General features: G+C 44.1%; 19 protein-coding genes. 4 read left to right on the top strand and 15 right to left on the bottom strand.

Annotated features, from left to right (window positions below):
* Window positions 1–7: 7 nt before the first annotated feature.
* Window positions 8–871 (bottom strand): NAD(P)-dependent oxidoreductase, encoded by an 864-nt coding sequence (locus IRJ18_RS01200; RefSeq protein WP_228072466.1) that lies wholly within the window; start codon window positions 869–871, stop codon window positions 8–10.
* A gap of 63 nt (window positions 872–934) precedes the next feature.
* On the opposite strand from IRJ18_RS01200, the gene IRJ18_RS01195 reads away from it, so the two are divergent.
* Window positions 935–3,829: a glycosyl hydrolase 115 family protein gene (locus IRJ18_RS01195; RefSeq protein ID WP_194104377.1), complete on the top strand. Its 2,895-nt coding sequence runs from the start codon at window positions 935–937 to the stop codon at window positions 3,827–3,829.
* Window positions 3,830–3,945: 116 nt separating this feature from the next.
* On the opposite strand, the gene rny is transcribed toward IRJ18_RS01195, so the two are convergent.
* The 8 genes from rny to IRJ18_RS01155 all read right to left on the bottom strand — a co-directional run bounded on the left by rny (window position 3,946) and on the right by IRJ18_RS01155 (window position 11,495).
* A complete protein-coding gene (gene rny, locus IRJ18_RS01190) occupies window positions 3,946–5,511 on the bottom strand; it encodes a ribonuclease Y (protein WP_194104376.1) in 1,566 nt (521 codons plus the stop codon).
* A 244-nt stretch (window positions 5,512–5,755) separates the two neighbouring features.
* Window positions 5,756–6,046, bottom strand: coding sequence for a cell division protein ZapA (locus tag IRJ18_RS01185; RefSeq protein WP_194104375.1), 291 nt, complete (start codon window positions 6,044–6,046; stop codon window positions 5,756–5,758).
* Window positions 6,047–6,068: 22 nt separating this feature from the next.
* A complete protein-coding gene (locus tag IRJ18_RS01180) occupies window positions 6,069–6,356 on the bottom strand; it encodes a hypothetical protein (RefSeq protein WP_194104374.1) in 288 nt (95 codons plus the stop codon).
* A gap of 97 nt (window positions 6,357–6,453) precedes the next feature.
* Window positions 6,454–8,853, bottom strand: a complete 2,400-nt coding sequence (gene pheT / locus IRJ18_RS01175) for a phenylalanine--tRNA ligase subunit beta (RefSeq protein ID WP_194104373.1) — start codon at window positions 8,851–8,853, stop codon at window positions 6,454–6,456.
* A 366-nt stretch (window positions 8,854–9,219) separates the two neighbouring features.
* The gene (locus tag IRJ18_RS01170; RefSeq protein WP_194104372.1) at window positions 9,220–9,609 is read right to left on the bottom strand and encodes a hypothetical protein; all 390 of its coding nucleotides are present in this window, start codon (window positions 9,607–9,609) and stop codon (window positions 9,220–9,222) included.
* A 32-nt stretch (window positions 9,610–9,641) separates the two neighbouring features.
* Window positions 9,642–10,340, bottom strand: coding sequence for a RadC family protein (radC, locus tag IRJ18_RS01165; RefSeq protein WP_194104371.1), 699 nt, complete (start codon window positions 10,338–10,340; stop codon window positions 9,642–9,644).
* Between the two features lie 84 nt (window positions 10,341–10,424).
* On the bottom strand, window positions 10,425–10,679 hold the full coding sequence (gene rpsT / locus IRJ18_RS01160) for a 30S ribosomal protein S20 (protein ID WP_194104370.1): 255 nt from the start codon (window positions 10,677–10,679) through the stop codon (window positions 10,425–10,427).
* A 117-nt stretch (window positions 10,680–10,796) separates the two neighbouring features.
* Window positions 10,797–11,495: a DUF4397 domain-containing protein gene (locus IRJ18_RS01155; protein ID WP_194104369.1), complete on the bottom strand. Its 699-nt coding sequence runs from the start codon at window positions 11,493–11,495 to the stop codon at window positions 10,797–10,799.
* Window positions 11,496–11,683: 188 nt separating this feature from the next.
* Between IRJ18_RS01155 and IRJ18_RS01150 the strand changes: the two genes are divergently transcribed.
* Both IRJ18_RS01150 and IRJ18_RS01145 read left to right on the top strand, forming a co-directional pair.
* Entirely contained in the window at window positions 11,684–12,643 is a 960-nt protein-coding gene (locus IRJ18_RS01150) for a zinc dependent phospholipase C family protein (RefSeq protein WP_194104368.1), read from the top strand.
* A gap of 2 nt (window positions 12,644–12,645) precedes the next feature.
* A complete protein-coding gene (locus IRJ18_RS01145) occupies window positions 12,646–13,362 on the top strand; it encodes a TMEM175 family protein (RefSeq protein ID WP_194104367.1) in 717 nt (238 codons plus the stop codon).
* 97 nt (window positions 13,363–13,459) lie between these two features.
* Here IRJ18_RS01145 and IRJ18_RS01140 read toward each other — a convergent pair whose 3' ends face one another.
* The 3 genes from IRJ18_RS01140 to IRJ18_RS01130 all read right to left on the bottom strand — a co-directional run bounded on the left by IRJ18_RS01140 (window position 13,460) and on the right by IRJ18_RS01130 (window position 15,673).
* Window positions 13,460–14,107 carry a VTT domain-containing protein gene (locus IRJ18_RS01140; protein WP_194104366.1) on the bottom strand — a complete coding sequence of 216 codons (648 nt, stop codon included), beginning with the start codon at window positions 14,105–14,107 and terminating at the stop codon, window positions 13,460–13,462.
* Window positions 14,108–14,249: 142 nt separating this feature from the next.
* Window positions 14,250–14,978, bottom strand: a complete 729-nt coding sequence (locus IRJ18_RS01135; RefSeq protein ID WP_194104365.1) for a DUF4397 domain-containing protein — start codon at window positions 14,976–14,978, stop codon at window positions 14,250–14,252.
* Window positions 14,975–15,673, bottom strand: a complete 699-nt coding sequence (locus IRJ18_RS01130) for a DUF4397 domain-containing protein (protein WP_194104364.1) — start codon at window positions 15,671–15,673, stop codon at window positions 14,975–14,977. The genes IRJ18_RS01135 and IRJ18_RS01130 overlap by 4 nt, the downstream gene beginning before the upstream one ends.
* A 107-nt stretch (window positions 15,674–15,780) precedes the next feature.
* On the opposite strand from IRJ18_RS01130, the gene IRJ18_RS01125 reads away from it, so the two are divergent.
* Entirely contained in the window at window positions 15,781–17,661 is a 1,881-nt protein-coding gene (locus tag IRJ18_RS01125; RefSeq protein ID WP_194104363.1) for a M1 family metallopeptidase, read from the top strand.
* A 227-nt stretch (window positions 17,662–17,888) separates the two neighbouring features.
* On the opposite strand, the gene IRJ18_RS01120 is transcribed toward IRJ18_RS01125, so the two are convergent.
* From IRJ18_RS01120 to gldG, 3 genes are all read right to left on the bottom strand, one after another.
* Entirely contained in the window at window positions 17,889–18,233 is a 345-nt protein-coding gene (locus IRJ18_RS01120) for an MmcQ/YjbR family DNA-binding protein (protein WP_228072465.1), read from the bottom strand.
* A 178-nt stretch (window positions 18,234–18,411) separates the two neighbouring features.
* On the bottom strand, window positions 18,412–19,539 hold the full coding sequence (dnaN, locus tag IRJ18_RS01115) for a DNA polymerase III subunit beta (protein WP_194104362.1): 1,128 nt from the start codon (window positions 19,537–19,539) through the stop codon (window positions 18,412–18,414).
* A gap of 32 nt (window positions 19,540–19,571) precedes the next feature.
* Window positions 19,572–21,974 (bottom strand): gliding motility-associated ABC transporter substrate-binding protein GldG, encoded by a 2,403-nt coding sequence (gene gldG / locus IRJ18_RS01110; RefSeq protein ID WP_194104361.1) that lies wholly within the window; start codon window positions 21,972–21,974, stop codon window positions 19,572–19,574.
* Window positions 21,975–22,104 lie beyond the last annotated feature (130 nt).

The following is a 22,104-nucleotide window of genomic DNA, read 5'->3' as shown; positions in this document are numbered from 1 at the left end:
GGTTTTACTATTTGTTTTGCAGATGTTTAATAATGGCTATCATATCCTCATCCCCCAGGTTATCATTAGCCGCCTTGTAACTGGCTGCTACTGCCTTACCAGCCGGTAGATGCATTCCCTGCCCCTCGGCCAGTCGCAGGTCTTTGGCCAGGTGTTTCAGCGCGAACGCGGCTTTAAAATTATCAGCCAAAATTGCGGCAGATTTTAGTTTGGTGATTTCGCTGCCCGCCGCTCCATTGTTAACAATATCCAAAAATTGCTGAGTGCTGATCCCATTTTGCTGCGCGAATAAAATCGACTCGCTGAAACCCTGTATAGTAATAGCCAGGAACAAATTTATAGCCAGTTTAGCATTGTTGCCCGCACCATTATCGCCCAGTAATAACGATAGTTTACCCATGGCGTTAAACAATGGCTGGGCTTTATCAAAATCGGCCTGTTTACCGCCTGTCATAATAATAAGTTGTGCATCTTCGGCTGGTTTTACACTGCCCGATACAGGCGCATCCATATAACCGATTCCCTTTTCGGCACACAAGCCTGCAAGCCTCCTGGTAGTTTCAGGCGATACGGTGCTCATATCAATAGCTAACAAGCCAGCAGTAGGTTGACCTGATAAAATACCATCGGTACCCGTGTAAACTTCGGTAAGCGCGGCATCGTCAGCTAACATGGTGATGATAAAATCGTTACCGGCAACCAATTCAGCCGGACTATGGGCAACACTAACGCCTACCTCCGTCTGCAGGGCAAAGGCTTTTTCTATAGTCCGGTTATACACAGTAACATTAAATCCAGCCTTTACCAGATTCTTTACCATCGGCACACCCATATTCCCTATCCCGATCCATCCTACCTTTATCGTTTTCATAGCTATTTTTTTATACTTTTAATCGTTTTATAAACCTGTATTCCTGACATTTATTTCTACCAAATGCGCATAACAAACGTACCCTATAGCCTTGGGTTATCCAAAATTTTTATCGGGATGATTGCCTTGTTTAGCGTTATTTTTACAAACGCGGGCGCAATGCCATTCCCAATGGTCACCCCGCAAACTAAAGTAGCTATAGTCTACGATGCGGGCGATCATAAGCTGGATTCCATCGCAGCAAATTTATTGGCACAGGATATCCAGCGCGTTTCCGGCTATTTGCCTAAAGTATATACCGATGTTTCCAAAGCCGGTGGCAATGTGATCATCATCGGCACCAGTCAATCTAAACTCGTTGCTGCTCTTAATGATAAATATTTCGATCAGCTTAACGGCAAATGGGAATGTTATAGTTTGAAAGTGATAGCGCATCCATATAAAAATATTGATAACGCATTGGTGATTACCGGCAGTGATGACCGGGGGACGGCTTATGGGGTTTTCGATATTTCGGCACGTATTGGTGTTACCGCCTGGTACTGGTGGGCCGATGCCACGCCTGAACATAAAGCGATTCTTAATTTAGATATAACAAATTATACTTCGCAAACCCCATCGGTAAAGTACCGTGGGATATTTATTAATGATGAGGATTGGGGGCTGCAACCCTGGGCCGCCAAAACATTTGAACCCGAAACCGGCGATATAGGCCCTAAAACTTACGCCAAGGTGTTTGAGCTGTTGCTGCGCCTTAAAGCCAACTTGATATGGCCGGCCATGCACCCCAGCACCAAAGCTTTTTTCCATTATCCCGGCAATATTAAAGTGGCCGAAGATTATCAGATTGTAGTGGGTTCATCGCACGCGGAACCCATGTTGCGCAACAATGTGAGCGAATGGGACGAGAAGACCATGGGCCCTTTCAACTATATCACCAATAAGCAAAAAGTAAGCAGTTATTGGGAATCCCGGGTGAAGGAAAGCCGGAGTAATAATGTGATTTACAGTATGGGGATGCGGGGTGTACACGACAGCGGGATTGAAGGGGTGAAAACAATAAAGGAAACTGTGCCCCTGCTGGAACGCATATTTGCCGACCAACGTGATATACTGAAGAAGTACGTCAACCCCTATATTAATAAAGTACCCCAGGCTTTCACCATTTATAAGGAAGTATTGGATGTTTATGATGCCGGTTTGAAAGTCCCCGATGATATTACCCTTGTTTGGCCCGATGATAATTATGGTTATATCCAGCGCCTGGATGATCAGCAGGAAGCCGGGCGAAAAGGCGGATCGGGCGTCTATTATCATACATCGTACTGGGGGCGTCCACACGATTATATTTGGTTGTGTAGTACCAGTCCGGGATTAATGCGCGAGGAAATGACCAAAGCCTATGATATGGATGCCCGCAACATTTGGGTGCTAAATGTGGGCGATATTAAACCTGCCGAATACAATATCCAGTTTTTTATGGATATGGCTTACCAAGTGAAACCATTTTATAACAGCGCTTATTTAAAACCGCATTTAAAGAATTGGGTAAGCGCAAATTTGGGCGATAAATATGCAACCCCAATTGCTGATGTGATTGAACAATATTACCAGTTGGCTTTTGAACGTAAACCCGAGTTTATGGGCTGGAGCCAAACAGAACCGACTACCCAACCCAAACTTACCGCTTATAACCATTTTAATTATGGCGACCAAGCACAGCAGCGGATTGATGCTTACGATAATTTGGAGCAATCGGTTAAAAAACTACAATTGGCTGTTAACCCAGGTAAACAGGATTGCTTTTATCAGTTGGTTTATTACCCGGTAACAGCAGCATCGTTAATGAATAAGAAGTTTTTATATCGTGATAAGGCCTATTTGTATGCCCGCCAAGGGCGTTTAACAGCCAGAAATTACGATTCATTAAGCAAAGCAGCATATCAGCGGATTATTGAAGCGACTGATTATTACAATAATAAATTGGCGGCTGGCAAGTGGTCGCACATTATGTCTATGCAACCGCGTGACCTGCCCGTTTTTAAAGCACCTGAACTAACCTATGAAATAACTAAACACCCTGAAGCCTGGTTGGTATCACCAGAGGGTGGCGAGGCATTAACCTTACCTCAGTTTAATAGATCAGGAAATAACAGGCATTTTGTTGATATATTTTTAACCCGCGATACCGCCCTTACTTACACGGTTAAAAGTTCGGCCGGTTGGATAAAGTTATCGCAATCATCGGGTAAACTTTCGTCCCGGGGGAACCAAGCACGCTTATGGGTAGATATTAATTGGTCGCAGTTGCCGGCAGGAAAAAGTGCCGCTGGCAGCATCATTGTACAAAGCGGAAACAGTGCATATACGCTAACGTTGAAAGCAGCGAACAATCAGGTACCAGCGCACTACCAAGGCTTTGTTGAAGCAGATGGGTATGTATCTATCTACGCCAAAAACTATCAGGCTAACGTGAAAAACGGTGATAGCGAATGGTCGGCAGTGGATGGTCTCGGGCGTACAGAACAAGCCATGGAGGCGCTGCCTTTAGGCTTTAACCCGGTAGTGAAAAGTGACATGACGGACGCAGCCATTAAAAAGCAAGCGGCGTTATCCTATAACTTCCTAACGTTTAATTCCGCACCTGCCGAGGTTAAAATTTATACCATCCCCACCTATCCGTTAAACAAGAATTTCGAAATGCGTTACGCAGTTAGTATAGACGAGGGCCCGGCTACCGTACTGAATTTTAAAACCATAGGCCGTAGCGAAGAGTGGAAGCAAAATGTGTTGAGCAATTCAGCTGTACGATCAGCTAAATTGCCATCGCTGCCGGCGGGCAAACATGTACTGCATGTTTATATGATTGACCCAGGCGTAATCATTGATAGAATGGTGATTGACCTGGGTGGTTTGAAACCTTTTTACGGGCTGCTGCCGGAAAACGCGCATTTTTAATAATAAATAAAAGGGCATTTTAACTGCGGCCTGATAACGTTTTCGAAAATAGCAGGGTTACGTAAACAAAAAAGCCCTCAACCTTTCGGCGAGGGCTTGAATAATTTTTATGAACCTTACTTCGCAAACGCTACCGAACGGGTTTCCCTGATCACGGTTACCTTGATCTGGCCCGGATAAGTCATTTCGGTTTGGATGCGGTTTGATATATCGGCAGCCAGCACTTCAGACTGGGCATCGCTTATCTTTTCGCTTTCTACCACCACGCGCAGCTCGCGCCCGGCCTGTATAGCAAAAGTTTTCTCCACACCAGGATAACTCATGGCCAGCTCTTCCAGCTCTTTCAAACGCTTAATATAGCTTTCTACCACCTCGCGGCGTGCACCTGGGCGCGCACCTGAAATAGCATCGCAAGCCTGGATAATCGGCGATATCATGCTGGTCATTTCAATCTCGTCGTGGTGGGCGCCAATGGCGTTGCACACTTCCGGGTGCTCTTTATATTTTTCGGCCAGTTGCATACCCAAAATAGCGTGAGGCAGTTCGGGGTTATCATCAGGCACTTTACCGATATCGTGCAGTAAGCCGGCACGTTTAGCCATTTTCACATTCAAGCCTAATTCAGCCGCCATGGTAGCGCAGAAGTTGGCCACCTCGCGCGAGTGCTGCAACAGGTTTTGCCCGTACGACGAACGGTAACGCATACGCCCTACCATCCTGATCAGTTCAGGGTGCAGGCCATGGATACCCAGGTCAATTACGGTACGCTCACCTATCTCTACTATCTCTTCTTCTATCTGCTTTTTAGTTTTAGCTACGATCTCTTCAATACGTGCCGGGTGGATACGACCGTCGGTTACTAAACGGTGCATGGCCAAACGGGCAATCTCGCGCCTAACCGGGTCGAAGCCCGAAAGGATGATAGCCTCGGGGGTATCGTCAACAATAATCTCGATACCGGTGGCAGCTTCCAGCGCGCGGATGTTACGTCCTTCGCGACCGATGATACGGCCTTTAATTTCATCGTTCTCGATATTGAAAATTGACACCGTATTCTCTATAGCGCTTTCGGTAGCCGTACGTTGTATAGTTTGGATAACCACCTTTTTAGCTTCTTTAGTGGCTGTAAGTTTAGCCTCGTCCACAATGTCTTTTATTTGCATCATGGCTTTGGTACGTGCTTCTTCGCGCAGGTTATCTACCAATTGGTTTTTAGCATCTTCGGCGCTTATGCCTGCAATAGTTTCCAGTTGCTGTACATGCTGGTTTTTTAATGCTTCAACTTCTTCCTGCTTTTTCACAGCCAGTTCGGTTTGCCTTTCCAGGTTCTTGCGCACATTATCAAGCTCGGCTTCTTTGCGGTTAAAGTTTTCCAGCCGTTGATTCACCGATTGCTCTTTTTGCTTTAGCGCATTCTCGCGCTGGTTCATCGCATTGTTTTTGCTGTTGATCTCCTGCTCGTGTTCCGATTTTAGCTGTAAAAACCGCTCTTTAGCTTCCAGCATGCGGTTCTTTTTTAATATTTCCGCATCGTTTTCAGCTTCCTTAAGTATCTTTTTTACTTTATTCTGAGCAGCTATCTCCTGGTCTTTAAATAACTTCCTTAGCAGGAAGCGGCCGATGACGATCCCTGTAGGGATACCTGCCAGCAGGCCTATGATAATATATAGTACAGTAGTCATAATTTGGTATGGTGTGGTATATGGTATGGTTATAAATAAAAAAACCGCAACTAAATTTTAAGCATCATTATTGAAAAACTTCTTTTCTCAGATATTGGACTTGAGTTACCGTAAAATACATAGAAGTTACGCATACCCTTTTTGCTTGTCCGCTGATATTGAAGCGTTAAGTTTTTAATAGTGAAACCTAAAAATTTAACTGCGGTTAAATCTTTATTGCTCTTGTATTTAAAGAACGATTATATTACTTCGAGAAAAATTCGGTTAGCAAATTATCTAACTGGTAAACTTTTTCGGTTACGGCTGTATCTTCAACCGTTACACGTTTCTCTGCCTTAATGGTTGATGTTGCGTAATGCAACACACACATCGATAGCAGGTCCTGTTTATCCCTTACCGCATAATTTTCCTGGTATTCCTTTATGCGGTCGTTAATTAATTTAGCTGCCCTCCGTATTATTTCTTCCTCCTCCATGTTCACCTTTAAAGGGTAAACCCTGTCAGCAATATTTATTTTTATAGAGATTTCTCCCATTTGAGCTTGTTCACTTTATGCGTTATTTTTTTAATAACACAATGCACTTATCAATTTCCCGGACAAATTCGTTAATTTTTTGCTTTATGTCAAGGGTTTTTTCATTTGTTTCTGAAAACGACTTAGCCAGCTTCAATACACGAAGCTTTTCATCCAGCTCTTTACTCTTTTCTTTACTGGCATTAAAGGCCACCATCAGCGACTGGTTTTCCAGTTTCAGCAAATCGTTCTCCTCCTGCAAAGCGTTGCATATCGCTATCAGGCGCTCGGCTTTATCAATAACTGAATTTAACTGTTCTGCTGTGGTCACTTCGTTTTTAATTTTTGAATGAGTGCATGAGTGATTGAGTGAATGTTTTTTTAGATGAGCTGTTTGATCGATCATTCACTCATTCAAAATTCACTCCTTATTTCCTTATCTCAGCCCCGCTCTCTTTACCTAAGTTATAAATTAATTTTTGCATTAAGCTGTCAATGGCTTTATCGGTCAGGGTTTTTTCATCGTCCTGGATGATAAAGCTTAGCGCATACGACTTTTTACCCGATGGTAATTTATCGCCTTCGTATACGTCAAAAACATTTACCTCCTTTATCATCTTACGTTCGGTTTTTTGGGCAACTTGTTTAAGCTGATTAAACGTAACTGCCTTATCAACCAGCATAGAAAGGTCACGCCTTACCGATGGGAATTTCGGAATGTCCTGATTCACCACTACGTTTTTACGCACCAGTTGTAAAATGTAATCAAAATTAAAATCGGCATGGAATACGGGCTGGTCAACATCGGCTTTTTTCAAAGCTTTGGCATTTACCTGGCCAAATTTCACAATGCGCTTGTTGCCCCTGCTGTATTGCAGGCCGCACATCATTTTCGAGCAGGTTGAATCATCAACCGTAAAATCTTTAATATTCAGCCTTTCCAACAAACCGTCAACTGCGGCCTTCAGGTTATAGAACGACACCGGTTTTACTTGCTGGTTCCATTGCTCCGCAACATTACTCCCCGACAGGTACAGCGTAAAATGCTGCTCTTCGCGATATTTATCTTCGGCTATATGATAGGTTTTACCAAACTCATACATTTTCAAATTGCCATTACGACGATTAGCGTTATAAGCGATAGCCTCCAGACCCGAATACACCATGGTGGCACGCATCACATCCAGGTCGCTGCTTAAGGGGTTCAATATTTTAACCACGTTATTCAGGTTATCGTAGTACGATGACTTGGTGAGCGAGTTGCACATGATCTCGTTAAAACCATTAGCCGATAACCATTCTGAAATGGCGTTCTGCACAGTATCTTTTTCCGGGCGCGAGGCGTTATTCAGCGATGCCCGTATCTGCGTTGGTATCTCGATATTATTATAACCATAGATACGCAGGATCTCCTCGATCACATCCACATCGCGGGTTACATCCACACGGTAAGGCGGCACTTTCAGCGACAGGCCTTCTTCGGTTTCATTTTCTATCTGAATATCCAGCGCGGTGATGATGCCTTTGATCTCATCGTGCGAAATATCCTTACCAATTAAGCGGTGGATGTTTTTGTATGATACCTCAACTGCAAACGGTGCAACCGGTGCCGGGTAGTTATCAAATATTTCTGACGATACCTTGCCACTCGCTACTTCCTGTATTAACAGGGCCGCGCGCTTCAAGGCAAACACGGTCATATCCGGATCGGTACCACGCTCGAACCTGAAAGAAGCATCGGTTTTAAGGCCGAACCGTTTTGAGGTTTTACGCACCGCTACCGGGTTAAAGTAAGCGCTTTCTAAAAATATTTTGGTTGTCGATGCCTTCACGCCCGATTTTGTACCGCCAAAAACTCCGGCAATACACATCGGTTCTTCAGCATTACAGATCATCAGGTCGTCGGCGTGCAGTTTGCGTTCTACCTCATCAAGCGTGGTAAAACTTGTGCCTTCCAGACCGCTTTTTACAATTACTTTGTTACCGGTTATCGCGTCGGCGTCGAAAGCGTGCAGCGGCTGACCAAGCTCGTGCAGTACGTAGTTGGTTACATCTACAACGTTATTAATGCTGCGCACGCCAATTACAGCTAAGCGTTCTTTTAACCATTGCGGCGATTCTTTTACCTCAAGCCCGGTCATAGTCAGGCCTGAATAACGTGGCGCGAAGTCGGTGTTCTCTACTTCAACTTTAATATCCAGGTCGTGGTTATCTATTTTAAAAGCCGACACACCGGGCTTTTTAATATTCAGTTTCAGGAACGCGGCAACATCGCGGGCGGTACCCAGGTGCGATGCGGCATCGGCACGGTTTGGCGTAAGGCCAATCTCGTACATGTAATCGTCGTTCAGTTTAAAGTAATCTTTGGCTAAGGTGCCCACCGGGGTATCGGCATCCAGCACCATAATACCCGCATGATCGGTACCCAGGCCTATCTCATCCTCGGCGCAGATCATCCCTTCAGATACCTCGCCGCGTATTTTTGATTTGTTTATTTTAAAGGGTTCGCCGGTGGTTGGGTGTATCATCGTACCAACGGTAGCTACAACTACCTTTTGACCAGCTGCTACGTTATTTGCGCCGCAAACAATTTGCAGGTCCTCAGCACTGCCAACATCAACTTTGGTGATGTGGAGGTGGTCGGAATTTGGGTGGTCAATACACTCCTTTACGTAACCAATTACCAACCCTTCCAGGCCGCCGGGGATAGCCTGTACCTTTTCAAGGCTTTCTACCTCTAAACCAGTTCCGGTCAATATGGTCGAAATTTCAGCCGGGGCTTTATCGGTGTCTATAAATTCTTTAAGCCAGTTATATGAGATTTTCATTTAACAGCAAAGATACAATTTAGGCTGAAAGGTTAAAGGCGAAAGGTAAAAGGTTTGAAGCGGTTAGTCATACACTGGCTACAAGGTTTATGGGTTCAAAAAACTGTGGCATGTGCGATTCCCCTCTTGAGAGGGGTGGAGGGGTATGTCCTTCTACCGGCAAGAACATACCCCGCTATAGCGCTATCCGTCGCCCCCCCTCTCAAGAGGGGAGTTTGGAACTAAATCATGGTTTACATGGTTTACAAAATTTACCTATAGACAATTTATAACATACTAACAGTCAGATATTTATAATATTAGTGTGTAAACCATGATTTTTAACGAATCCTTTGGTTTCGGTCTGCGACTGAAGCCAAAGGGGATTTAAATCCACTTACTGGCGCGCTCTTTAAATTCTTTAACCGATATAATATTCAATTTGCTTAACGCCATTGAGTAATAGGGTTCTACAGTACTCACTTTCATATGTTGGGCCAATTCTTTAATAAAAGGACTAGTATCCGGATGTGAAGCAAACAGATGTATTCTCTTTAAAGCGGCCATTTTTACATCTTTCTCGGGGTCGCTTACTATGGCATACTTCAGCAGCGGCAAATAATGAACATCAGCAGAATCACCACAAAAAATAATTTGGCTAATTCTTTCGTCGATACTCAACTTTTGGAAATCAACTATTAGAACAATTCTTTTTTCAGCGACAGGCTTCGCCTTATTTGCGAATAGATCATTTAAAAAGTTAATAATCTTTTTCATTTGCGTATTTGCATAGCTACTAATTTGCACATCTACAACAACCCCTCATCCGAAAAGCTATAATAACCGTTATCACCTATGATCAGGTGGTCAACCACGTTAATGTCCAGTATCTTACCGGCGTTGTACAGTTTTTTGGTAAGGTTAATATCGTCCTGACTGGGTTTCAGGTTGTTTGAAGGGTGATTGTGGGCTAATATAATGGATGAGGCCTGGTGTTGCAGGGCAATATGGAAAATGATCTTCGGGTCGGCAATGGTGCCGGAGAGACCGCCTTTGCTAATGAGTTCCTTAGCGATGAGTTTACAAGAACGGCTTAACAGCAGCAGCCAAAACTCCTCGTGCGGCAGGTCGACCAAATGGCGGCGCAGCACCTGGTAGGCGCTTTTGCTGCCTTGTATAGTTTCAGGCACTTTAGTTTCGGTATCGCCCCTGCGTCGGCCCAATTCAAGCGCGGCAATGATGGAAATGGCTTTGGCCTCGCCGATACCTTTAAACTTTGACAGTTCGGCAATGCTGGCTTTGCCCAGCTTATTCAGGTCGTTATCGTAATGGTGCAGTATACGCTTGCTCAGTTCGACAGCACTCTCGTTCCTGCTGCCCGAGCCTATCAGGATGGCGATCAGTTCGGCGTCGCTTAACGAACGCCTGCCTTGGGCACCTAACTTTTCCCGCGGGCGATCCTCTTCGGCCCAGGCTTTAATACTGAGATTGTTTTCATATGCTTCCACAGCGTTAAAGTAAGGAAAAATGTCCGACACAAAAAAAGGGATAACACTTGCGCATTATCCCTTTATTATGATTGTAGTAAAAGCTTATTTTAAGCCGTTTACAAATTTTGTAAGCTTTGATTTATTGTTTGAAGCTTTGTTTTTGTGTATAACATTCTTCTTAGCCAAACGGTCAAGCATAGAAATCACTTTCGATAAAAGTGGTGCAGCAGTTGCTTTATCAGTTGAACCCCTTAATTTTTTGATCGCATTCCTGGTGGTTTTAGCCTGATACCTGTTACGTAAGCGCTTCGCAGCGTTTGACCTGATCCTTTTTAATGATGATTTATGATTTGCCATTTTAGCTAATATTCTTTCTTAATTTTTCGGACTGCAAATATATGGTGATATTATTTAATTAACAAATGCAATTCAAAAAAAATTAAACACAAATAACCTGGGTTTTAGATTAATGCGTTATTGATTAGTGCTAAGTACATTTACAGTAAGCGCATTTGTACCCGTAGCGCCACTAATGCCGCTGGTATAAATTATATAGCTTTTGCCCGCCTGCAATGTGGTAGATGTGCTGCTGGCCAGAGTGATTTCACTACCCGGACTCGTTACCGTGAATACAAAAGTACCTGCGGTAACCTCCATATAATTAGTAACTGCTTTAAAACTTTGTGCAGCAAATAAGCTAACGCCATTCCCTAACAGGTTAGCCGATGCTAACCCCGAGGCCGCCTGTACAAACCTGACTTTGGCTTTACCTGCCGTTGGCGTGGTGGTATTATCATAAGAGGTTAATATGGCATAATTACCTGATGCGCCTGTCAGGAAATAAGTGTAATTGCCATCGGCATCTAAACTTGCGCTGCTTGATGCAAGCATAGTACCCGATGCCGACTGTACTGCTATGGTATTATCCGCAATGTAAGTTTGACTGTACCCGGATGCTGTACCATAGCTTACTGCATTTGTTGTACGCAGCACATCATTCAAATATAATTTTGATGGGCCCGCATCGGTACTGGTATTTACCAGCCGTACGTTTGCGGTAGCTGTGCCTGTAAAATCATAATCACTATGCTTACTGCATGAGGTAATGGTAGTTAAACCCGCCAGGGCAATTAATAAAAACGTGAAGGTGCTGCTTTTAAAGATGTGTTTCATGTAAGTAGATTAAGTTAAACAATAGTTGCTGGTTATCCCGCAAACAAATATTTACCCCTAACGCTATTTTTTAACTTTTAGTTTAACATCATAGCATTTTTACGAATTCCGTAATCCAGCTTGCCGATTGTTTTATCTTCTTAAATCACTCAAAAACAACTAATTTAGCAGCCATCGGCCATATCAGAATGAAGTTTTTTTTCCGGACGCTTGCGGGTGTATTTATTTTATTTTGCTGCACCTCGTGGGGCTTCTTCGCGCATCACCGCATTAACCGACTGGCTATTTTTACACTGCCGGTTAAAATGTCCGGCTTTTATAAAGCTAATATCGATTACCTGACCGAACACGCTATAGACCCGGATAAACGCCGTTACGTAGACTCGCTGGAAGGCCCGCGCCATTTTATAGATGCCGACCATTATGGCCGGCAACCCTTCGCCCGCATCCCGCAGAACTGGTATGATGCGGTAAAGAAATACAGTGCCGATACTTTGGATAAATATGGCACCGTGCCCTGGGTTATTCAATATCATTACTACTGGCTGGTAAAAGCCTTTAAAGCGCACGATACGACTGCCATTTTGAAAACATCGGCCAATATTGGCCATTACATTGCCGATGCGCACGTGCCGCTGCACCTTACCATTAATTACGATGGGCAGCTTACTCATCAAACCGGTATCCATGCGCTATGGGAAAGCCGCCTGCCCGAACTATTTAGCGATCGGTACAACCTGTTTGTGGGCAAGGCACATTACATTGATAACCCGCTTACCGAAGCCTTTAAAATTTGCCGGGCATCCTATAAATGTGTCGATTCGGTTATCTTGTTCGAGCGCAAATTGAACACGACTTTCCCGCCTGATAAGAAATACGAGATGACCCTGCGCAGCAAACGCAAAGTGAAAGATTATTCGGTGGCCTATGCTACGGCCTATCATAAAATGCTGAACGGTATGGTGAAACGGCGCATGCGTGCAGCCATATTATCGGTAGGTAGCTTCTGGTACTCCGCCTGGATAGATGCCGGTCAGCCCGATTTGGATAAGTTGATTGATAAACCGCTGCCGCCTGAACAAAAGCAAAAATTAGCCCGGGAAGAGACTTTGTATAAAACCGGGAAAACCTTAGCTTTAACTAATTAACTATGGTACGAAAAAAAGCCCTGCACAAAAAACAACCAATTGAATGGCGCAGTCACGAGCCTAACCGCCTTGAAACCTTTAGCGATGCGGTATTCGCTTTTGCACTTACGCTCATCATTGTATCTATCGAGGTGCCAAAATCTTTCGATGACCTATATGAAACCATGAAAGGGGGCGTTAGTTTCGCTGCTTGCTTTGCTATGTTATTCCTGATATGGAATAGTCAGAATATATTTTTCAGACGCTATGGATTGAACGACCCTCTTACAGTGAACCTTAACGGGATACTGCTTTTTGTAGTGCTTATCTACGTTTATCCCATGAAATTCCTTTCGCAACTACTGTTTATGGGCGGGCACTACGTGCAAGAAGGGAAAGTAATGAGTATGATTACCCGTACCGACCAAACCCGCACCCTAATGTTAATATACGGTATCGGTTATTGCGTTATTTACCTGCTATTCTTTTTAATGTATATGAATGCCAAACGCAAGGAAGTACATTTAGAACTGACACCAAAGGAAGCTTTTGAGACGCATACTATCGCCTATATTAATTTGTTCAGCGTATTCATCGGCATGTTGGCCATGGCCCTGGCTATTATTCTACCCGACAATATCTGCGGGATATCAGGTTTTACGTATTTCCTTATACCAATAGCTTATTCTGTATGGTTTAGCTACAGGGGTAAAAAATCGCGATTAGCTTTTGCCCAATAAAAGGCAAATCCGTCATGCCGAACTTGTTTCGGCATCTCATTTGCAAATCTGACCTTCAGTTGGGATCCCGAAACAGTCCGGAATGACGTTTTGACAATTAAGCCGTTTTCCTTCTGCTATTAATCCCGGCAATAATAGCCGGTATTACCGACACCAGAATAATAGCTAAGCTAACCAGCGAGAAATGCTGTTTGAAAAACTCGAGCCCGCCCAGCCATTTACCGGCAAATAGAAAGATCAGTATCCAGGCTGTGCCGCCAATTAAGTTATATAAACTATAACTGACAAATGGCATACGGCCTACACCGGCCACAAACGGCGCTATAGTACGGATAATAGGCACAAAACGACTCAGTATAACGGCCTTGCCGCCGTGCTTGTCAAAAAAGGCTTTGGTTTGCAGGTAGTAATCAAGTTTCAATACCTTGTTATGTTCTTTAAACACTTTTGGCCCAAGGTAATTACCCAACAAGTAGTTTACCGTATTTCCCAAAAACGCTGCAATAATTAATATCAGCGCCAGCAGGTAAATGTTCATCCCGGTATTAGGGTTGGCAGCTAAGATAGCCCCGGCTGCAAAAAGCAGGGAATCGCCGGGTAAAAATGGGGTAACTACAAAACCTGTTTCGGCAAAAATTATAGCGAAAAGGATTAAATAGGTTGTAGAGTTATAATCGTGGATAATAGCTGCCAGGTGTTTATCAATGTGCAGAATAAACTCGATGAGGTGTTTAATGATCTCCAATGGGAATATATTTTTGGCAAAGATAGGGATTTAGAGATTAGTTAATCAGAGATTAAAGATTAGTGGCCTACTTAATTTTAATAACTAAAATGCAGGCGAATAAAATCAACCCAATTCATCGCCGTCCCATTTATGGGGCGGCTTAACGATTGGTAAGTATCTTGGCCGCAAACGCTGCGCTATCTGCGCGGCCTACTACACCCTGCGTGTAAAGTGTGTACAGGCGTCCGTCCTGGATAGGGGTGTTCGGCAGGTCTGTTAATACGGTGGTAGTGCCGTTTTGATAAATTTTAAAATCATATATACCCGCGGGCAGTTCAAGATATTTGGTAACTGCCTTAAACCCCCGGTTAGAAAAAGCCGTTACCCCGTTTGCTGCCACATCTACATTTACACTCCGTGCCGACGCATTAATGAACCGCACTTTGCCATTCCCCTGTTTGGGGGCGGCATCGGTATCGGTCACAAATATGTATGTACGCGTATTTTCAGCTACCAGGCCGGTTATAAACACCGTATACCTTGTGTTTTGGCGCAGGGCGGTATCTCCTCTCGAGAAAAGTATCTGGTTAGCTTGCGCCGACCGTATTTCTAAAGGGGTAGCCAGCGAACTTAGATAAAGGTAGCCTGAAGGCGTGCCATACACAAACGATCTGGCATTTTGCTGGCGCAGGTTGATAAACAGATCAACAGGCTTTAACAGATCGGGGCACAGATGGATAATATTAAGCTGTGTGTTTAAACCAGTGGGCGATGCATTAGCACTTTCTTTATTGCACGATGAAATAAACGGGACGAACATCACTGCCGCTACTGCTAAAAACAATAGCGTTAATACATTATATTTCAGCTTCATACCTATATTGCTCATCTGCTTAAATTAGCGCTTACACCCAAAGCGTTTGTACCCGTACCACCTTGCTGACCAGCCGTATAAACCGTGTAAAAACTATTTTTTTGCAAAACAATAGTACCGGTGAACACATTGTTGGTAGTCCCTGCCACGTTAACTTTTACCGTCTTTTTACCTGCCCCTACTTTTTGGAACGATGTAAAAGCTTTATACGCCTGGTTTTTAAACGAAAGCGTATCGCCCACAAATATATCATAACTGGTAGTCCCTGGTGATGCCTGCACAAAACGTACCCTTGCCTTGGTCGATGTATCCGACGGAAAATAATCGCTCATAAATATAGTAGCCAGGTTATTTTTGCTTTGCTGGCCGGCCAGTATCATGGTATAACTGCTATCTGCTTTGGCAGGGTTAAGTTTAATATCGGCCAGTATTGCCCGTTCTAGCGTATCGTTTTTAAACTGGTATTGCTGCTCGCCGGTCAACACCGTATTATAGCCCGAAGCGTTGAACAGGTAAATAGCCGAATTGGTATTCTGCCTTACCCCATTCAAATAAAAGTCAATAGCCCTGATGTCGGTTACCGCGTTAATCACATTCAGCTTTGATGTTGCACCAACCACGGGCGCATCGTCACCGCTTTTATTGCAGGCCCAGGCAGCCATAACAATAAGGCTAAGTATAGCAGGATAGCGGTAGTTTTTTAGTTTCATTTGTTTTAACCGGGTAAGCTTAATAGTTAACGCGGCATTGATATAAACGCAAAAATAATTCTATTATTCCTATTTACTAATTACTTTTATTGGCTACACCCGTTTTTATGGCGTTATATTTCAGAAAATTATTTTTCTTCATTCTTTTTAGCACGGTTTACCAGGCAACTTTTGCACAAACAGCATTGCCCCGTCCGGTAAATGTATCAAAAGCCTACACTAAAAATACCCGCAGCGATAGTGGCAAACCCGGCGCTAAATACTGGCAAAATACCGCCAGTTACCGCATCAAAGTAAACTTCGACCCAAAAACAAGATCGATAAAAGGCACGGTAGATATCGATTACGTAAACAACAGTCCCGATACGCTAAATCAATTATTATTCAAGCTTTATCCCAACCTTTATAAAAAAGGCGTGGCCCGCGATAGCAATATCCTTCCGGATGATTTGACCAATGGGGTCGAGATCAGCAAAATGATCATTGCCGATAAAGAACGCGACATAAAAACCATTCGTACCCTGGGTACTAATATGCCTGTACCTGTTGATGGCGGCATATTGCCCGGTGCAACAGTGCATTGTACGCTTAATTATAATTATACCCTTAATAAAAAATCGCACATCCGCACTGGCCAGGTTGATGACGGTTCTTTCTTTGTGGCGTACTTCTTCCCGCGTATAGCCGTGTACGATGATATTGACGGCTGGAACAAGTACCCCTATTTAGGGTCGCAGGAATTTTATAATGATTTTTGCCATTTCAACGCTGAAATTACCCTCCCGGCCGATTATGTAGTTTGGGCGACAGGCACCTTAAAAAACCCTGCCGAGGTATTGAACCGCAAATTTATTACCCTGATGGATGAAGCCGCCAAACAGGACAGCGTAACCGATATTATTACCGAAGCCGACGTAAAGGCCGGCAATATCACCACCGCAGGCAATAGCCATACCTGGAAATTTGAAGCCGATAGTGTTACCGATTTTGTATTCGCAACCAGCAACCATTACATATGGAAAGCCGCCAGCCTGGTGGTCGACCCAAAAACCGGCAGGCGCACCCGGGTAGATGCCGTATTTAATCCTCAGCATAAAGATTATTATGCTGTTGTAGGTTACGCTCGTAAAACCGTTGATGCCATGAGCTATAAGTTCCCCAAATGGCCTTACCCCTATCCGCACGAAACCGTTTTTGACGGGCTTGACCAGATGGAGTACCCTATGATGGTGAACGATAACCCGTTAGAAAATACCACTGACGCCATTGAACTAACCGACCACGAAATATTCCATACCATGTTCCCGTTTTATATGGGTATTAACGAAACCAAATACGGCTGGATGGATGAAGGCTGGGCAACTATCGGCGAGTGGCTGATATCGCCTATGATAGACCCTAAAATTGTCGATCCATATGGCGTATCGGGTGTAGAAAACTCAGCCGGGACAGAAGAAGATCAGCCTATTATTACCCTTACCACGCAAATTAGCGGCGTATCGGGCTTTACCGATTCGTACCCGAAACCGGCTATGGGTTACCTTTTTGTAAAAGATATGCTGGGCGATGAACTATTCACCAAAGCGTTGCATAACTATATTGCCAACTGGCATGGCAAACACCCGGGCCCGTACGATTTTTTTAACAGCATGAATGCTGGCGCCGGCCGCAACATGAACTGGTTTTGGAAGCGCTGGTGGTTTGACAGCGGCGTGCCCGACCTGGCTATTGCCAAAGTAAATAACCAGGGCAATAAATACGAGGTGCAGATCAAGTCCATAGGCACCAAGCCTGTTCCTGTTGACTTAAACATTGAATACACCGACGGCAGCACCAAAAACATACACCGGGATATTTCCTGCTGGGAAAAGGGCAATACCAGCGTGACTTTGAATTTTGAAGCAACTAAGGCTGTTAAACAAATGAAGTTGGGCAGTACTTATACACCAGATGTGAACAAGGCGGATAATATATGGTTGGCAAAGTAACAAGCCGTGTCATTTCGAACGAACTATTATGGCGAGCGTGGTGAGGAGAAATCCTATCCGTTTAGCCGCCCTGTTTGATGTATAAGATTTCTCCCCCTGGTCGAAATGACAAATTGTTTAATAGTGTAAAATATCGTACCGCTGGCACAAGTTTAGGGGCCGGCAGCGTGATGGCCTAACTTGTGCCTGGAAATGCCGGAAGTCTGCGGCTCTCACAATAAATTTGGTTAATCTAATTTAGCCTTAACGCCTTTGGGTAATTTATCCTTAACCAATTGGTATGATTGACTGATATAATGCTCCCACTGCGCCCTGGTAAATCTGCCTTCATTTGATATAAATATCCATTTATACCGGGCTACATAGGGCGCGGGGATAATATCTTCGGTAGTGGATAACTCTTCAAACTCATCATCTTTAACTTTAAAGGATACCCCGAAAGGCCCGTCCAGGCCCGTTACACAAAACATTTTACCGCCGATACAAAAACAAAGGTCGGCGCCCCACTTCACATCTTCGGTTACGTGCGGCAAGGACAGGCAAAATGTCCTGATTTCTTCAACGTTCATCATATCTAAGTTATAAGAATATTTTGTCATTGCGAGCGCAGCGTGGCAATCTCATCGTAAGTATATCGGTTATAGTTACGAAATCGCCGTGGTTATGCTCCTTGCAATGACAATATTTCACAAAAAAAGCCGGGCATCGCGCCCAGCTTTTTCATTTTGGATCTATAATTTAAGTTTACACTTAAGCATAACTATTCAACATTACCGGCATTACCAGCATCAGCACATCTTCGTTCTCGTCTCCGCCTTGTGGTAATAATAAACCGGCCCTGTTGGGGGTACTCATGTGCAGGGCAACTTCCTCGCCTGCAAGGTTTTTCAGCATTTCTATCAGGAAACGGGCGTTGAAACCAATTTCCATATCGTCGCCTTCATATTGGCAATTCAGGCGCTCGTGTGCTTCGTTGCTGAAGTCAATGTCTTCAGATGAGATATTCAATTCACTGCCGTTAATTTTTAACCTTACCTGGTGCGTAGTTTTGTTAGCATAAATAGCCACACGACTTAACGATCCCAAAAACGCCTGACGGTCAATGGTCATACGGTTAGGGTTATTTTGCGGGATAACTGCTTCGTAATCAGGATAGCGCTCGTCAATTAAACGGCAAACCAGGTTAATGTTACCAAATTTAAAGAAAGCGCTGGTGGTATTATATTCAACCGATACATTCACATCTTCTGATGGTAACGACGATTTTAACAGGTTTAAAGCTTTTTTAGGCAGGATGAACGAGGTAGCAGTTTCTGCCTTGGCATCCATACGGCGGTAGCGTACCAGCTTATGCGCATCGGTAGCTACAAAGGTGAACGATTGCGGGGTCAGTTGGCAAAATACACCTGTCATGGCCGGGCGCAACTCATCATTACTAACCGCGAAGATGGTTTTGTTAATAGCCTCGGCCAATACCGATGAGGGCAGGTTAACCGATGAAGCATTGTCAACTACCGGGATCTTAGGGAAGTCGTCGCCATTCTCGCCGCTTAATTTGTATTTACCATCGCCGGCATTTATTTCGATAGCGAAAGTGCTGTCGTCAACCGAAAAAGCGATAGGCTGCTCGGGCAGTGATTTCAGCGTATCCAGCAAAATGCGCGATGGTATAGCTATGCGACCATTTTCCTTTGCTTCGCTTAGTTGCAGCGAAGTGGTCATGCTGGTTTGCAGGTCGGTAGCCGAGATGGTTAGGTTACCATCTTTTATTTCAAACAAAAAGTTTTCCAGTATCGGCAATACGGTACTATTGCTAAGCGCACCGCTTACAGACTGTAGTTGCTTAAGTAACGTAGAAGTCGAAACTATGAATCTCATATCAAGGAATTAATCTATCAAAAATATAAAAATTAGTGTGCATACTTCCGTTTACGGAAATAATGTTGAAAAATAGCGAATATTAACACCAACAACAAAGGCCCAACCGTATTTATCACCTGCCAAAACATCTTTTCGTTACGGATACGGGCGCGGTTTAGCAGGCGCAACTGTATTTCTTTGGTACGCAGATCAATTAAACGGCTATCGCCTGTCATTGCATCGGCTAGGTTTAGCAGAAAATTACGGTTACCAAAGGTTTTGCGCATATAATGATCATACCCCAGCGGATAAGCCGAACTATCGGTCGCTAATTGGTTTTTAAAAATATCACCATCGCTAATTACTACCATTTTTGTGGGCTTGCTAACGGGCAACGGCTGTATATGTTCGGTAAACCCTTCTGGTACGGGCCTATTTAAAAAGGCCGATTTGAAATTGCCTTCTAATAATACTGCCACATTTTTTTGCTCGCTCTGGAAAACCCGCGGGTCGGGCAATTGCTCCAGTGCCTGCAGCGAAAGCATATATGGGGTATTAAACTTTTTGTTGTAGGGCGATGATTTAAGCAATACGGTTTCCGTTACGTTTTTTATACCCAGCGTATCAATAGTGCTGGCAAATTCACTGCGGATGGCATCCAGGTTTTTAACGACAGGGTGTTTTGACATAGGCACAAACAGCGGGTAAAATAGCCAGGGCAACAATTGTATCTGCGGGCGGCCACCCATATTACCGGTTGCAATGGGGATCTGTGCGCAGCTCATGTCAGCTATCAAATCGTAATTAATTCTAACCCCATAGGTAAATAACTGGTCGTCCAGGTTCAACTTTTTAGGGAAGGCCATTTGCTGGTTGCCGCGCCCGTGCAAGCTATCCAGATCGGCATTTACCTGGTCAATGGCCCAAATAATGCGGCCGCCGTTCATTAAGTATTGGTCAAGCTTAAATTTTTCCAGTTCGGTGAAAGGCTTTTCGGGTTTATCTATAATAATCAGGCTAATAGTTTTCAGGGTATCAAATGGTACCAGCTTCAGGTCGAGCCCCCGGCCAACATCAAATCCATCTGATAACGCCCTTACGGCATCCTCCAATTGGGCATTGCTTAGTTCATCGTGCCCGCCTGTAAAAGCAATGCGCTGCCGGCCTGTGGTAACCGCTTTTTTAATGGCCGAGGTAAACGCGTATTCCAGGTTTTGGATAGTATTGTTCAGTTGCTCATCATCTGATAGGCCTTCGCGTTTCTGTAACAGGTTTACAGCAATCTCGCTATTCCCCGCATGGATGATCGCTCCGGGATATATCAATTTTTGGGTTTGCCCTCCGTCAGTAGCTATGCTAAGTGTGGTAGGCAGCAGGCCTTTGCTTTCTAAATCCTGTTCAAATTGCTCCTGTTCTTGCTGATTGGTACTATGTTTTAACGGGTCTACAATATCAAACTGAAGTTTACCGTGACTGTACGATTGCAGATCGTTCAGCATATCTCGACTGGCCCATTGCAGACGTTTCATCCCCGAGGGGAAGTTATCGCCTTTTAAGTATAACGTTACTTTAACCTTTTGCGGCAGACTATCCATTACCTGCCTGCTAATAGCAGAGACAGTGTAGCGTTTCTCCTTAGTAAAATCGAACCGGGTAAAGGATATGTTAGCTAAAACCAACAGCACAACCATCGCCCCTACCAATATGCCCGATGCTTTTAAGTTTATTTTCTTTTGCCTTTGGCGAACCAGCACCAGCAGCGTTAAGGCTATAAATAAAGTAGAAAGGATAATAAAATAGGCCAGATCGCGTGTATCCAGCACTCCGCGACTAACCGATTGGTAATGTTCGTTTATACCTAAATACTGAATGGCGTAATCCTGTAATGATAATAAGCCACTCAGCGAATCAAACCCGCTGAATACAAAAAAGCAAAGGAAAACTGCCAGCGCGAAAGCTATAATTTGGTTTTTGGTGATGGATGAAGCGAATATGCCAATAGCCACAAAACCACTGCCCAACAGGAATAACCCAATGTACGATCCGATCACTCCGCCTGTATCTATATTACCTTGCGGCGTCCCTAAAATACTGACGGTGAAATAGTAAAAAAGCGTTGGCAACAACGCGCAAAGCAATAATAATACGCCGGCAAAATACTTGCCTAAAACTATTTGCGTATCGGTAAGCGGGCGGGTAACCAGCAGTTCAAAAGTACCCTCCTTCCGCTCCTCGGCCAGCGACCGCATGGTGATAGCAGGTATCAGGAACATGAACAGGAACGGTGCTATATTGAACAGGCTGTCCAACCCGGCATAGCCATAATCAAGTATACTGCTATCGGGGAATACCCAAAGGAATAGCCCCAGTACCAGCAAAAACAGCCCAATGGTAACATAGGCCACCAACGAACTTAAATACGACGTAATTTCTTTCCTGAATACCTGGTACACGTAGTTTAGCTAATGAATGCCGAAATTACGAACAAAATTGATGGAATGGAAGTGAGATAGGTATAGAATAAGAGGATAATGAAAAACGTATGTTAACTACAGTTATTTCAATGAGTGCTCTAATCATTTA

The organism is Mucilaginibacter boryungensis (genome assembly GCF_015221995.1).
GTDB lineage: Bacteria > Bacteroidota > Bacteroidia > Sphingobacteriales > Sphingobacteriaceae > Mucilaginibacter > Mucilaginibacter boryungensis.
Note: the sequence above shows the minus strand (reverse complement) of the source record. Positions and strands in the feature narration are given on the sequence as shown.

What these genes read in the sequence shown, in the direction of transcription:
- rpsT (WP_194104370.1), bottom strand. Translation starts at nt 10,679, where the DNA reads ATGGCAAATCATAAATCATCATTAAAAAGGATCAGGTCAAACGCTGCG.
- IRJ18_RS01135 (WP_194104365.1), bottom strand. Translation starts at nt 14,978, where the DNA reads ATGAGCAATATAGGTATGAAGCTGAAATATAATGTATTAACGCTATTG.
- IRJ18_RS01185 (WP_194104375.1), bottom strand. Translation starts at nt 6,046, where the DNA reads ATGGGAGAAATCTCTATAAAAATAAATATTGCTGACAGGGTTTACCCT.
- IRJ18_RS01170 (WP_194104372.1), bottom strand. Translation starts at nt 9,609, where the DNA reads ATGAAAAAGATTATTAACTTTTTAAATGATCTATTCGCAAATAAGGCG.
- IRJ18_RS01195 (WP_194104377.1), top strand. Translation starts at nt 935, where the DNA reads ATGCGCATAACAAACGTACCCTATAGCCTTGGGTTATCCAAAATTTTT.
- IRJ18_RS01125 (WP_194104363.1), top strand. Translation starts at nt 15,781, where the DNA reads ATGGCGTTATATTTCAGAAAATTATTTTTCTTCATTCTTTTTAGCACG.
- rny (WP_194104376.1), bottom strand. Translation starts at nt 5,511, where the DNA reads ATGACTACTGTACTATATATTATCATAGGCCTGCTGGCAGGTATCCCT.
- IRJ18_RS01120 (WP_228072465.1), bottom strand. Translation starts at nt 18,233, where the DNA reads ATGATGAACGTTGAAGAAATCAGGACATTTTGCCTGTCCTTGCCGCAC.
- pheT (WP_194104373.1), bottom strand. Translation starts at nt 8,853, where the DNA reads ATGAAAATCTCATATAACTGGCTTAAAGAATTTATAGACACCGATAAA.
- dnaN (WP_194104362.1), bottom strand. Translation starts at nt 19,539, where the DNA reads ATGAGATTCATAGTTTCGACTTCTACGTTACTTAAGCAACTACAGTCT.
- IRJ18_RS01145 (WP_194104367.1), top strand. Translation starts at nt 12,646, where the DNA reads ATGGTACGAAAAAAAGCCCTGCACAAAAAACAACCAATTGAATGGCGC.
- IRJ18_RS01155 (WP_194104369.1), bottom strand. Translation starts at nt 11,495, where the DNA reads ATGAAACACATCTTTAAAAGCAGCACCTTCACGTTTTTATTAATTGCC.
- IRJ18_RS01130 (WP_194104364.1), bottom strand. Translation starts at nt 15,673, where the DNA reads ATGAAACTAAAAAACTACCGCTATCCTGCTATACTTAGCCTTATTGTT.
- IRJ18_RS01200 (WP_228072466.1), bottom strand. Translation starts at nt 871, where the DNA reads ATGAAAACGATAAAGGTAGGATGGATCGGGATAGGGAATATGGGTGTG.
- IRJ18_RS01150 (WP_194104368.1), top strand. Translation starts at nt 11,684, where the DNA reads ATGAAGTTTTTTTTCCGGACGCTTGCGGGTGTATTTATTTTATTTTGC.